The sequence below is a fragment of the Christensenella minuta genome, assembly GCF_003628755.1.
GTDB classification, from domain to species: Bacteria; Bacillota; Clostridia; order Christensenellales; family Christensenellaceae; genus Christensenella; species Christensenella minuta.
The window spans coordinates 804,232-817,777 of the sequence record NZ_CP029256.1; the positions used below are offsets into that span (position 1 = coordinate 804,232).

9 protein-coding genes are annotated in these 13,546 nt (G+C 49.4%); all 9 read right to left on the minus strand.

Translation table 11 applies throughout. The features are described from left to right. Position 1 precedes the first annotated feature (1 nt). The 9 genes from B1H56_RS03910 to B1H56_RS03950 all read right to left on the minus strand — a co-directional run bounded on the left by B1H56_RS03910 (position 2) and on the right by B1H56_RS03950 (position 13,542). Entirely contained in the window at positions 2–355 is a 354-nt protein-coding gene (locus tag B1H56_RS03910) for a YlbF/YmcA family competence regulator (RefSeq protein WP_066518739.1), read from the minus strand. A gap of 16 nt (positions 356–371) precedes the next feature. Further along, positions 372–2,066, minus strand: a complete 1,695-nt coding sequence (locus B1H56_RS03915) for a ribonuclease J (RefSeq protein ID WP_066519306.1) — start codon at positions 2,064–2,066, stop codon at positions 372–374. A gap of 102 nt (positions 2,067–2,168) precedes the next feature. After that, positions 2,169–3,548: an ATP-dependent protease ATPase subunit HslU gene (gene hslU, locus B1H56_RS03920; RefSeq protein ID WP_066519297.1), complete on the minus strand. Its 1,380-nt coding sequence runs from the start codon at positions 3,546–3,548 to the stop codon at positions 2,169–2,171. Between the two features lie 9 nt (positions 3,549–3,557). Further along, positions 3,558–4,091 (minus strand): ATP-dependent protease subunit HslV, encoded by a 534-nt coding sequence (gene hslV, locus B1H56_RS03925; protein WP_066518736.1) that lies wholly within the window; start codon positions 4,089–4,091, stop codon positions 3,558–3,560. 13 nt (positions 4,092–4,104) lie between these two features. After that, entirely contained in the window at positions 4,105–5,424 is a 1,320-nt protein-coding gene (trmFO, locus tag B1H56_RS03930; protein ID WP_066518734.1) for a methylenetetrahydrofolate--tRNA-(uracil(54)-C(5))-methyltransferase (FADH(2)-oxidizing) TrmFO, read from the minus strand. Continuing rightward, positions 5,405–7,585, minus strand: a complete 2,181-nt coding sequence (gene topA / locus B1H56_RS03935) for a type I DNA topoisomerase (protein ID WP_082771153.1) — start codon at positions 7,583–7,585, stop codon at positions 5,405–5,407. The genes trmFO and topA overlap by 20 nt, the downstream gene beginning before the upstream one ends. 61 nt (positions 7,586–7,646) lie before the next feature. Continuing rightward, positions 7,647–8,753: a DNA-processing protein DprA gene (gene dprA / locus B1H56_RS03940; protein WP_066518732.1), complete on the minus strand. Its 1,107-nt coding sequence runs from the start codon at positions 8,751–8,753 to the stop codon at positions 7,647–7,649. Further along, complete coding sequence (locus B1H56_RS03945) at positions 8,746–10,293, minus strand: YifB family Mg chelatase-like AAA ATPase (protein ID WP_066518731.1); 1,548 nt, start codon at positions 10,291–10,293, stop codon at positions 8,746–8,748. The genes dprA and B1H56_RS03945 overlap by 8 nt, the downstream gene beginning before the upstream one ends. Positions 10,294–10,311: 18 nt before the next feature. Then, positions 10,312–13,542, minus strand: a complete 3,231-nt coding sequence (locus B1H56_RS03950) for a glycosyltransferase family 39 protein (protein WP_066518728.1) — start codon at positions 13,540–13,542, stop codon at positions 10,312–10,314. Positions 13,543–13,546 lie beyond the last annotated feature (4 nt).

Below are 13,546 nucleotides of genomic sequence, written 5' to 3' on the forward strand. Positions count from 1 at the left end.
GTCAGTCTTCGTCAAACATGTTTGCGCCAACGTCGCAAGCGTCTCCTATAATTTTATAGACATCCGAAACCAGCGTATTGAACTTATATTCGGCGGAGAAAAACTCGGTAATTTTTGGATTGAATTGAAGCACTTCCCCCATTTTTTGGATTTTTTCCATCAGCTCGGGAGCTGGTTCCTGTCCGGTCAGGTAGGCGGCCTGCGCTTCAAATTGGAGCTTTTTATAATCCTTTATCATCCGTTTGTTCTGCTCATCCTCATAGACTTCGTCTTTGATTCTGTCGTACGCTTTATATTCGTCGCTTTGCTTGATTAGCCCCGCAAGCTCATTCGCCTTATCATAAACGTTTACCATAAACTAATCCCTTCTATTATACCTCGATGATGATCGGCAGAATCATTGGGCTTCTCTGCGTCATATCGTAAAGGTAATTTGAAATTTCCTTTTTGATGGAGCTCTTGAGCGTCGACCAGTCAGAAAGACCGTTTGCATTGCAATGTGCAACGATGTCAATCACAAGGTCGCGCGCATGGTCAAGCAGGTCTTCAGATTCCTTCATATAGACAAAACCCCGCGAAACGATATCCGGAGCGGCCAGAAGCTCTCCCGTTTCGCTCGAAGTCGTCACTACGATGATGAACAAACCATCCGAAGAAAGCTGCTTCCTGTCGCGCAGTACCACATTGCCCACGTCTCCGATGCCAAGGCCGTCAATGAGCACGCTGCCCGATTGTACGGTATCCTTCTGTACGCCGACCTTGCGGTTAAGTTCAATTACAGACCCGATTTCCGGAATAAAGATATTTTTTTTCTTGATTCCCATTTTTTCCGCCAGAGCGGCATGCTTATACAGGTGCCTGTATTCGCCGTGCACTGGGATAAAGAATTTCGGTTTTACAAGGGAAAGCATCAGCTTCAGTTCCTCTTCGCAGGCGTGGCCGGAAACATGTACCATATCAACCGAATCGTTGATTACACTTGCCCCCTTGCGGTACAGCATATTAATAACATCCGATACGTAGCGTTCGTTTCCCGGAATAGGCGAAGCAGAGATGATGACCAGATCGCCTTCCTTGACGCTGAGCTTCGCATGCTGCCCTGTTGCCATGCGCACAAGGCCGGACATTGTTTCGCCCTGGCTGCCCGTGGTCAGGATAACCACTTGATTGTCGCGCAGCTTTTTAAGTTCGTCAAAGCTGACAAACATGTCTTCATCCACATTCAGATACCCAAGTTCGCGCGTGACATTCACAATCTTAATCATGCTTCGCCCGGAAAGGCATATTTTCCGGTTAAAAATACGCGCAACATCGATTACCTGCTGAATCCTGTGAACATTGGAAGCAAAGGAAGCCACGACAATTCTCCCTTTCGCCTGGCGGAAGTAATTGACGAACGTTTCCCCTACCTGACTCTCAGACATCGTAAACCCGGGTCGCTCTGCGTTCGTACTGTCAGACATCAGGGCGAGAACGCCTTTCTTCCCAAATTCCGCGAAACGCGAAAGCTCCATGACCTCTCCGCATGCGGGCGTAAGATCAATTTTAAAATCGCCAGTATGGACGATCGTCCCAATCGGCGTCGTGATTGCGAGCGCCATTGCATCGTCAATGGAATGGCTGACATGGATATACTCGACCGTAAATACGCCCGCCTTGATCTTATCGCCGTTTTTCACAATGTGGATTTCCGGCTCGACCCCGGGATGCTCGGTAAGCTTCGCTTCAATCAGGGCCATTGTAAGCGTGGAGCCATAAAGCGGGACATTCAGGGATTGCATCACATACGGCACGCCGCCAATATGGTCTTCATGCCCGTGAGTAAAGAAAATCCCCTTGATTTTCTGTGCGTTCTTTTGCAGGTACGCCGTATCTGCAATAACATAGTCAACGCCCAGCATTTCCTCGCGCGGAAACATCATACCCGCGTCGATTACGATGATATCGTTTTCAAATTCGATCACCGTCATATTTTTGCCGATTTCGCCAATTCCCCCCAGGGGAATAATTTTGACCGATGGCGCCGGAGCTTTTGTCTTATTGTTTTGCTGCCTTTGCCTCGGCATTTTACTTTTATTATTATTATTTTCCAAAATCTCTCTATCTCTCTTTTCTAATATCTGCTGTCTTCTTTAATTCATTATACCATAAATATGCGGCATACGCATTTACAGGATGAATTTTTGCAGGTTTGTATATTGCTTTTCGTTTTTCAGATGTTCCGTAACATAGCTCTCGTCGATCACTACGTCGACAGCGGGCTCGATCCCGTTCGCGTTGAAGGAAATATCGTCAAGCAAGTTCTCCATGATCGTATGCAGCCGACGCGCGCCGATGTTTTCTGTGTTTTCATTGACGACCTGCGCAAATTCCGCAATCTTTTTGAGCGCATCGACGGTAAATTTCAGAGTAACGCCGTCTGCCGCAAGAAGCGCTTCATATTGCTTTGTAATTGCGTTTTTCGGTTGGGTCAGGATCTGCTCAAATTCGTTTTTTGTCAAATTTTCAAGCTCCACCTTGATGGGGAAGCGTCCTTGAAGCTCGGGGATCAGATCGGAAATTTTTGCCACATGGAACGCACCGGCAGCGATAAACAGCATATAGTCCGTTTTGACCGGACCGTATTTCGTGACCACAGTGCTTCCTTCAACGATAGGAAGAATATCGCGTTGTACGCCTTCCCTTGAGACATCGGGGCCGTTGCCGGCTCCTTTTCCCGCAACCTTATCGATTTCATCGAGGAAGATGATGCCATCCTGCTCCGCCCGCTCAATCGCGGTTTGCGTGACTTCATCCATGTCGATCAATTTTTCCGCTTCTTCCTGCTCCAGAATTTTTCTGGCCTCCACAAGGTTCACTTTGCGCTTCTTTTTTTTGGGAGGAAGGATGCCGGAAAGCAGGTCGCCCATGCTTTCCCCGCCCATGCCGGGAATTTCCATGCCCATTCCCTGGCTTACCTCGACTTCAATTTCAATCACCAGGTTATCAAGTTTCCCAGCACGCAGGTTCGCGCGAATCTCGTCCCTGCGGGACATACGCTTCTGTTTTTCCTCATCGCTCTCGGCGGGCGCAGATTCGATCTGCGGCGCGCCAAACAACGCACCGAGTGGATTGGTGTTCTGGCGCGCCTGCTTGTTGGGAACAAGAATATCCACAAGGCGTTCTTCCGCATTTGCTGCAGCACGGTTTTTTACTGTTTCAAAACGCTGCTGTTTCACCATGCGGATCGAGGATTCTACAAGGTCACGCACCATTGATTCTACGTCGCGGCCCACATAGCCGACCTCTGTAAACTTGGTTGCCTCCACCTTTACGAACGGCGCATCCATCAATTTTGCGAGACGCCGGGCGATTTCTGTTTTTCCCACGCCGGTGGGGCCTATCATGATGATATTCTTCGGCGTAATCTCTTCGCGCATTTCGGCGTCGAGCTTGCTCCTGCGGTAACGGTTCCGAAGGGCGATTGCTACGGCTTTTTTGGCCTTATTCTGTCCTATGATATATTTATCGAGTTCCGCTACGATTTCTTTTGGCGTTAAATATGACATCTCTTTCACCTACACTTCTTCCACTGTGATATTATCGTTGGTATATACGCAAATTTCACTTGCGATCTTAAGTCCCTTATATGCGATTTCTTCTGCCGGGAGGTCCGTATTCTGGATCAGGGCGCGCGCTGCCGCAAGGGCATACGTGCCGCCGGAACCGATCGCACAAACGCCGTCGTCTGGCTCGATCACCTCGCCCGTTCCTGAAATAATCAGCAAGTTTTCCTGGTCGGCTGCGATCAGCATTGCTTCAAGCTGGCGCATCGCTTTGTCACTGCGCCATTCCTGCGCGAGCTCAACGGCACTCCGCTGCAGGCTTCCGCCGTATTCTTCCAGCTTCGCTTCAAATTTTTCGGAAAGCGCGAACGCATCCGCAACGCTTCCGGCAAACCCGATCACAACTTTATCGCCATAAATCCGGCGCACCTTGGTCGCTCCTTTTTTCATGATGACGCTTTCGCCGAGCGTTACCTGTCCATCGCCCGCAATCGCGCATTTATCGCCTTTTTTTACTGCCAGTATCGTGGTTCCTTTGAGTCCCATTTGTGTCCTCCGTCTACAATCCGTATTCACGGATCGTCATTTTGATTTTTTCAAGCGCACGCTCTGCTATCCGCGTGTTTTTTTCTTCCTTGTTTTTGATTTTTTGTCCCAGCGGCCGCATGATCCCGAAATTGATATTCATTGGCTGAAAATTGCCGGTCACCGCACCGGAAATATGTGTGCATAAAGCGCCTGAAGCGGTCGTGTCGTCAAATTCCGGCAACGGTCTCCCCAGATATTCGCAGGCCGCAAAGATTCCGTTCAAAAGGCCGCTCGATATACTCTCTACATAGCCTTCCACACCGGTGATCTGTCCCGCAAATCGAATTGCAGGATTTTTTTTCAGGCGGTAATACCGGTCAAGGAGTTTGGGCGAGTTCAGAAACGTATTCCTGTGCATAACACCAAAGCGAAGATATTCCGCATTTTTCAGCGCCGGAATCAAACCGAATACCCGCCGCTGCTCGGAAAATTTCAGGTGCGTCTGGAACCCGACGAGATTGTACATACTGCCCTCGTCATTTTCACAACGAAGTTGTACAACGGCAAAGGGTTCCCTCCCCGTCCCGGGATCCGTCAGGCCCTTGGGCTTCAGCGGCCCGAAGAGCAGCGTATCATGTCCGCGCCCCGCCATCGTCTCAACAGGCATACATCCCTCGAACACGCCGTCCTGTTCAAATTCATGCAGCTCGGCACAGTCCGCTGTAATAAGAGCCTGATAAAAGTCTTCGTATTCTTCCCGCGTCATCGGGCAATTAATATAATCGTTTCCCCGGCCGTAACGCGAGGCAAAAAAAGCATGCTCCATATCGATGCTGTCTGCCGTAACGATTGGCGCAGCAGCGTCGAAGAAATGCAGGCGGCCTTCTCCGGTAAGTTCCCTGATTGCCTCTGAGAGGGAATCAGAGGTAAGCGGGCCGCTGGCTATGATCGTGGTTTCATTATCAAAACCGGAAAAGTTCATTACCTCTTCACTGCGGATGTCGATCAACTTATTGCCGCGGATCTCTGTTGTAATGTAGGATGAAAATTTTTCCCGGTCTACGGCAAGCGCCCCGCCTGCAGCGACGCTCGTTGCATCCGCCGCACGCATAACAAGACTACCGAGTGTGCGCATTTCTTCCTTCAGCAATCCCGCCGCATTGCAGATACGGTCGGACCGAAGAGAATTGCTGCACACAAGCTCCGCAAACAAATTCGATGTATGCGCGGGAGATTTCTTTTCCGGCTTCATTTCATAGAGCCGTACGGGAACCCCGCGTTTTGCAAGCTGATACGCGCACTCGCATCCGGCGAGTCCTGCGCCAATTACATTAACTTTCTTTCTTTCCATCCGTTTTCTTTTTCTGATTCGTCACGCATTCCGGATTTGAACATTTTTTATAAGTCTTCCCACCGTAACGGAATTTCGATTCCACCATATAGGCCCCGCATTCGGAGCATTTTTCCTCGAGCGGCTTATCCCAGGACACAAAATCGCATTCCGGATAATTTTCGCAGCCATAAAAGCTTTTGCCGGATTTTCCTGCCCGCTTGATAACCACCTTTCCGCCGCATTTAGGGCATGGTACGTCGATCTGCTTTATAATAGGCTTGGTGTTCTTACATTCCGGATAGTTCGGACACGCGAGAAATTCACCGAACCGGCCTGTTTTATAAACCATATTTGCCCCACATTTCTCGCAAATAACATCCGAGACCTTTTCTGGCAGCCTGATGCGCTCGATATTTTTCTCTCCGGCCTCGAGGTCTTTTTCAAAAGGGCCGTAAAAATCGCCGATTACCTTCTTCCAATCGTTGCCTTCCTGTTCCACCCCGTCAAGTTTTTCTTCCATATCGGCGGTGAATGTAATGTCGACAATATCGGAAAAATTCTTTGCCATCAAATCCGTCACGATTTCTCCAAGCTCGGTCGGAACGAAGGATTTTGCTTCTTTCTGGACGTAACCGCGGTCCTGAATCGTAGAAATAATAGGCGCGTACGTGCTCGGGCGTCCGATTCCCCGTTCTTCGAGAAATTTAATCAGGGCGGCTTCCGTATAACGCGCCGGCGGCTGAGTGAAATTTTGCTTGGACGTTACCCTAAGGCACTCCAGCATCTCCCCTTCTTCTGCCTTTGGGAGCATCTTCTGATCGTCGTCTTCCGTTTTGGAGTCATAGACCGCAAGATGTCCTTTAAAAAGGATACGGGAACCGCTTGCCTTGAAGGTTTGTCCGTTGGCGTCAATATCGTAACTCAGGGTCTCAAACTGCGCGGGCACCATCTGGCTTGCCAGAAAGCGTGTGTAGATCAGTTTGTAAAGCTTATACTGGTCACTGGTCAGGTATTGCTTGATACTGTCCGGCGTATTCTCAATATAGGTGGGGCGAATTGCCTCGTGCGCGTCCTGCGCGTTTTTACGCCCCTTGTAGACGTTGGGCTTTGCAGGTGCAAACTCATCCCCGTAAGCCTGCCTGATGTGGGCTAAGGCCGCGTCCTGCGCTTCTGCCGATACACGCGTCGAATCTGTTCTCATATACGTGATGAGGCCGACGGTATTCCCATCCTTCAGCGGAACGCCTTCATATAGCATCTGGGCAAGCATCATTGTTTTTTTTGCGGTAAAGCCAAGCTTGCCTGAAGCAGATTGCTGTAAAAAACTCGTAGTAAACGGAGGCAGGGCATTCTTTTTGCGCGTACCGCTTTTCACCTTGGAAACGATAAAATCCGCTCCCTTTACCGCATCTAAAACGGCCGCAGCGTCCGCTTCCGTATTAAGCTTGGCCTTCTTCCCTCCCGGACCGTAATATTTCGCCTCGAATTCCTGCTGGTCCTTTTTAAGGTTCGCGCTGATAGTCCAGAATTCTTCCGGCTTGAAATTACGTATTTCGTTCTCACGATCAACGATCACCTTAACCGCAACGCTTTGCACCCGTCCGGCCGAAAGTCCTTTTTTTACTTTTTTCCAAAGCAGAGGACTCAATTTATAACCAACAAGGCGGTCAAGAACGCGGCGTGCCTGCTGTGCATCCACACGATCCATGTCGATAGAGCGCGGGTGACTGATTGCGTTTGTAACCGCATCCTTCGTAATCTCATTGAATTCAATTCTGCTGACATCTGCCGGATTCAGGCCAAGAATATTTGCAATATGCCATGAAATTGCTTCGCCTTCGCGGTCCGGGTCGGTAGCCAGATACACTTTGGAAGATTTTTTCGCCTCGTCTTTAAGTGTTTTGATAAGCGGTGCCTTACCACGGATCGTCGTATATTCCGGTTCAAAATTGTTTTCGATATCCACGCCGATTTTGCTCTTCGGCAAATCACGCAGATGTCCGTTCGATGCGCGGACCGCGTAACCCTTACCCAGGAATTTTTCAATCGTTTTTGCTTTGGCCGGCGACTCTACAATCACCAGCTTTTGATTGGACGCTTTCGGTTTTACCGTCGTCTTTTTTGCCGTCTTCTTCTTTACGGCAGCCTTCTTTGCAGCACCAGCCGCTTCCTTTGCCATTCGATTCCTCCAAATATATCTATACTATATTATAATCCCTGCAAAACAGTTGTAATGTAAATTAACTGTTAATTCTAAACCGGTCACCCGGAAGTCCTTCGATCAAGCCCCTAAGTTCCATTACGGTAAGGACGGTATTGATATCCTTGATCGTGATACCGGTTTCCTCCGCGAGTTCCCCAGCCGATAAATTCTCCTTTAAAAGCAGATTATATATCCGCGTCTCCAATAAATCAAGCTTATTTGCCCCTTTTTCAGTTTTTGGCGTCGGCGCAACGCTTCTGATCCGCCATCCCATGCCATTCATAACATCGGCTGCGTTTTGCACGACAGGAGCCCCCGAATCCATCAGGTAAAGCGGCAGTTTTGCTACGGGAGATTTCAAATCGCATATAGTGGTGTAAACATCCCTTCCCTGTCTCAGGGCACTGTCAACCGTGATGCGCGCACCGCTTCGCTCGCCGCCCTCGCCCGCGATAAGAACGTTGCAAAGACCGGAAACAATGCGGTTGCGCTGCGGAAAATATTGAGGCTTAGGTTCCGTGCCGGGTAAAAATTCCGAAATGACGGCTCCGCGTTCCAATATCCGGCCATACAGTTCATGGTTTTCAGGCGGATATACCACATCGGCCCCGCAGCCGAGAACCGCAGCCGTAACGCCGTTTGCGTCGAGCGCCCCCATATGGGCGGCCGTGTCAATCCCCCGCGCCATGCCGGAAACGATTACCACTCCTTCTCCCGCGAGTCCGTTCGCAAGAGACCGTATGATTGAAAATCCATTTTTCGTCGGCTTACGCGATCCCACAAGGGCGCAGGCCCTTTCATCGAAAGAAGGCAAGTATCCTTTATAGAACAACACTGGCGGCGGATTTTCGATCTCTGCCAGAATTTGAGGATAGTCCTGGTTCAAACGGGTCAGAACATGAATTTTTTTTCTTGCGCAAAGCTCCAGGAGCCTGTCGATGTAGGATTCATTTGCGCTTGCAAGCAGCGCGCCCCCCTGCCGGGAGGTTACCGACTTCACACGTTCCGGAATGGAAGCGCATTCGTGGAATGCCCGTTCTAAATCGGTGAACACGCTCAAAGTGTCGTAGAAACGGACCGGGCCAATCCCGTCGACAGAGGAAAGCCACAGCCAATAACGTTCCTCCCGTGTGATCTCAGTCATAGACGTTTCCCCAATATTTCCTGTCGAGCGTACGATACTGGATCGCTTCTGCGATATGCGCAGCCTGAACGGTCCCGCAGCCTTCAAGATCAGCGATCGTTCGCGCGGTCAGCATAACACGCGTATAGGACCGGGCGCTCAGGTTCAGTTTTTCGTATGCACTCCGAAGGAGTGTTTCAGCCTGCGGTTCAATTTCACAAAACTTTTCGAGCTGGGCGGAGGAGAGCTGCGCATTGCAGAATTTACCGATTGCCTGATAGCGCCGGACCTGAATATCGCGCGCCGCATTGACGCGTATGCGCACCGCTGCGGACGATTCCTGCTTTTCGCCGCCGCGAATATCGTCATAACGGACTTTACCGACTTCAACATGCAAGTCGATCCTGTCAAGCAGCGGACCGGATATTTTAGATAAATACCGCGCGATTTGGTTCGGACTGCACCGGCACTCCGCGTCTCCCGAACCAAAATTTCCGCAGGGGCATGGATTCATCGACGCAACGAACATAAAATCCGCCGGATAGATTACCTTTGCGTTGGCGCGGGAAATCGAGACGATGCCATCCTCAAGAGGCTGGCGGAGCGCCTCAAGAATAGGACGGCCAAATTCGGGCAGCTCATCAAAATAAAGCACTCCCCTGTGAGCAAGACTGATCTCTCCCGGACGGCTCTTCATCCCCCCGCCCGCTATGGCAACGGCGGATGAAGTGTGGTGCGGACTGCGAAATGGACGCGTACTTACGATCTCCTGATCCCTTGCACGCAATTCTCCGGCGATGGAGTGTATTTTCGTGACTTCCAAAGCCTCTTCAAACGCAAAATCGGGCAAAATACCGGGAAGTGCTTTTGCAAGCATACTTTTTCCCGCGCCCGGCGGTCCGATCAAGAGAATATTGTGTCCGCCTGCCGCCGCAATTTCCATTGCGCGCTTGGCCTTTTCCTGCCCACGGATATCACAAAAATCAATATCGGCCGCTCCCCTCTGCCGGGGTGGATTCCATTCGGACTGAGGAAAAAACGCAGGCTTTTGCTGCTTGTTTAAAACCTTTGCCAGCTCGGAAAGATGCTTCACAGGCAGAATGCGGATATCGCCGATATAGCTCGCCTCCTGCGCGTTTTCCCAAGGCACGACCATCAGGTTGAAGCCGCGCTTCCTTGCCTCGATCACCATGGGCAGGATGCCGTTTACCGGCCGCACGTCCCCGTTCAGCGAAAGCTCGCCGAATATAACCATATATTTCAGCAGGTCAGGCAAAACCTGATCGCTCGCCGCAAGAAGCCCGACGGCAATTGCAAGGTCGTAAAGCGGGCCTTCTTTTTTGAGGTCGGCTGGAGCAAGATTTACCGTGATTCGTTTCGCAGGATATTCAAATCCGGAATTTTTGATAGCGGAACGCACGCGCTCTTTCGACTCCTTTACCGCCGCATCGGGAAGCCCTACAAGCTCGTAGGCCGGAAGCCCATTATAAACATCGGTTTCCACCAAAACCGGATAGCCGTCAAGACCGGTAAGACCGAAACTCAAAACCTTAGCGAGCAAATCCCCTTCCCCCTTGCTTTAGCCGTAGAATGGCCACGATGGCAGCCAACGCAGGGCTGTTATATAATCGGTATCGAATGGGATGCCGGTTATGACAGGATAGAACACCGCGAACATCACGCCGCAGGCAATCACGAAGCCCCACATAAATTGTTTCCCATACCTGAAATCGCTTTCTATGTTCTTTAACCAATAAACGATCAGTATAATGAGGAACGGAACGGTAGCAAAGTAATGATAGATAAATACTTCGCGCGTAACGAACCACCACGGCATGAATTGCGAGAGGGCAGCGATCGCGGTAAAGGTCACGCCGTAATTCCTATGTTTGCCGCGTGCGGAATCGATAACCAGCCAAAAGCTCGCGACCACACCGGCCCACCAGATAAGCGGGTTGCCCATCGTGGAAAGCGTAGACGTGGTATGATTAAGGTCGTTGTGCCCGTTGAAAAAAAGGACGGGGCGCACATCGACGGGCCAGCTGTACCACATCGAAGAGAACGGGTGTACATGATCCGGATTGAGTGTGGAATGATAGTTGAGCATATAAAACTGATTACCAACAATACTATGATGCTCTTTCAGGTTCCCAGGGTTAATAAACCGGTAAGCCTCTCCTTGGGTGACAATTGTATACGGATAATACGAAGCTATATAAATCACAGCCGGAACGATGATAAAGAACAATACACACCAGCACAAAATCAAAGCGATGTTTATTTTATATTTTTTGACGATGGAACGGTAATGATCCAATCCGCCTGCATCGGCCGCCGCACCCGTTTCGTGGGCAAGCAGCTTCTCTTTTGCAAACCGGTATTCCTTATACCGCTTATAAAGGGTCATGAAGAAAATCACCGCCAGCCCCGCCCCGGCATAAATGCACAGCCATTTCGTCGCTGCGCCAATGCCGAAGAACAGCCCGCTCAACGCCAACGGAATTAACGTTTTCGAAATTTTCTGTTTGTTGAAATTGCTCTGCGTAAACTGATACATAAACAGGTACATCAGCATGATCCACAGGATGCTGTAACTGTCGATCGTACCGATTCTCGTCTGTGCAAAGTGCATGAAATCCACGGCAAACAAAATAGCTGAGATCGCCGCATATTTGCTTTTCTTGAAAAGCATTTTTGCAAATATATAGAGGACCGGGAGCATCAGGACCCCGGTAAGCGTTCCCATAAACCGCCACCCAAATGGATTCATGCCGAAAATCTGGATTCCACAGGCAAGAATCAGCTTGCCTAGCGGCGGATGCGTAATCTCGTAAGGCTCGATGCCATGAATGTTTTCATAAGCCGTTCTGACATGGTAGATTTCATCGAAATAAAAATCCGTCATATAGGTGGATTCAGCCGGAACCAAGCTTTGCTCATCAAATAATACCTGTGCCGAAGAGGGTGAAGTATCCTGCGGCTGTAATAAATTCCCCTGCGCATCCTTAAAGGCAACTTCCAGAATCGGCAGGGAGCCCGAAAGCGGAACGACCTTAATATATTTAGCGTCGATATCCGTCGTATAAATCTGCCACTTATACATATTGGCAAATTTATGCTCGATTTCAGAAACCGTCTTTCCTCCTTTCTCAAGCACGACCGGCGTATAGGTCATTCCATCTGCAGAATAATAAAATTCAAAATTTGCTTCCCCATAACCGGCATAATACTCAACCGTTGAAATTTGCTGTTCTGCCGCAAATTCTGCGATAACAGGTTCTTTTTCGAGCTGCGCCGGTGTCTCCGGGATTTGAAAGCTCCCGAGATTGGTAAACGCAACCAAAGCATATATTGCGGAAATTACAAGCATTAAGAGGCCGTCTTTTTTGTTCAGTGTCCTTTTTTCTTCAAAATTTTCCAAACGCAGCTGTGCCGGAGGCTTTTCGAGCGTCTCCATCGCGGAGATATCGGAATCTTCCTTTTTTTCCTGAACGGGTCCCAGCGCCAACTTCGTAATTACATATCCCGTATAGATAAAAACCGCCATACTGACAGCGGACACGCCTATTGTCCACGCCAGCGGAATCATCACCTGATAATAGTAAAGCGACAGGCTCTGGTTTAAAAGAAGCGCAATAAAGGTGAGGATCACCGGCCAGACCAGACGCTTGTCTTTTGTAAAAATGAAGGCAAACAGGAGCAGTATGGGAACCGGGAACAGGTAGCGGTCATGCATGCCGTGCCCCAGGGCGAATACCCCCATAATGATAAGCGCCGCAAGGGCAAACAGGAATTCCTTTTTGGGATTTCTTATATAGAGGAACAAAGAGTAGGCGCAGACAAGGGCGATCAGGATAAAGCCCCATATGTCTGCGGTCAGCCCGAGGAATACAGCCTGACTGGAGGAAATAAAATTCTGCCCCAATAAGGCAAACAAATTAAACGCATTCAGAGACGCCTGGTCGTATTGCCCAACGGTACTGATGAACTGTTTAACAAGCCAAAGGGGTTCCTGACTGCCCGCAAACGGCAGAGGAATGAGGAAGAAAAGCCCAGCCATTACGCCGATGGAAATCAAAAGATTCAAAACATCTTTCTTCCGGTTTTCCGATACAATAATATTACGTATTAAAACAAAGGCAAGGACCGGGAAAATCATGATTGCCTGTGGCTTCAATAAAAATGCGGCCATAAATGCGGCGGAGGCCCAGATCGGTTTGTTTTTTACCAGCAAATAAATTACCAGTATCATCATTAGCGTGATGATAATATCGACCTGTCCCCAAATACTGGAGTTGAAAATAACCGCCGGATTCAGCAGGATCAGTACGCTGAGCAACAGAGCGGTATTGGGCCGAAATTTTTTTCCCGCCAGGCGGTATACGATATAGGCAGCCAAAATGTCGCAGCATACCGCCGGGAGGTGAATCATCAGTGCAAATTCAGGGCCGCCCAAATTGAGGGAAAATGTGTTCTGCAAAAATCCAAAGAAATAAAGTACGTAAATGTAAACAGGCGGATAATCGGCAAAGAAATCACTCGTATAGAAATTTTCGAGGCCGCCGGTATAGGAATAATTTGCCCAGGCTTTAAAACAATCGAGGTCGGTAGCATAGCCCGGAGTAGAATAAGCCAGCACCAAGCGCACCAATAAGGCAATTATGGCAAACAGCGCAAATATCATTCCCGCTGAGACGGGCTGCTCAAAAGGATTCCGCGTCTTTTTTCCGTAATACAAATAGGCGATCAAGAATAGAAAAATGACGCCGAGTACGGTAAACCATACAATCAATTCATTTTGTGCTTCCATAAAC

Bases quoted from the DNA above. Each gene is read 5' to 3' on its own strand.
- trmFO (WP_066518734.1), bottom strand. From the start codon at position 5,424: ATGGAAAGAAAGAAAGTTAATGTAATTGGCGCAGGACTCGCCGGATGC.
- B1H56_RS03915 (WP_066519306.1), bottom strand. From the start codon at position 2,066: ATGCCGAGGCAAAGGCAGCAAAACAATAAGACAAAAGCTCCGGCGCCA.
- hslV (WP_066518736.1), bottom strand. From the start codon at position 4,091: ATGGGACTCAAAGGAACCACGATACTGGCAGTAAAAAAAGGCGATAAA.
- dprA (WP_066518732.1), bottom strand. From the start codon at position 8,753: ATGACTGAGATCACACGGGAGGAACGTTATTGGCTGTGGCTTTCCTCT.
- hslU (WP_066519297.1), bottom strand. From the start codon at position 3,548: ATGTCATATTTAACGCCAAAAGAAATCGTAGCGGAACTCGATAAATAT.
- B1H56_RS03950 (WP_066518728.1), bottom strand. From the start codon at position 13,542: ATGGAAGCACAAAATGAATTGATTGTATGGTTTACCGTACTCGGCGTC.
- B1H56_RS03910 (WP_066518739.1), bottom strand. From the start codon at position 355: ATGGTAAACGTTTATGATAAGGCGAATGAGCTTGCGGGGCTAATCAAG.
- topA (WP_082771153.1), bottom strand. From the start codon at position 7,585: ATGGCAAAGGAAGCGGCTGGTGCTGCAAAGAAGGCTGCCGTAAAGAAG.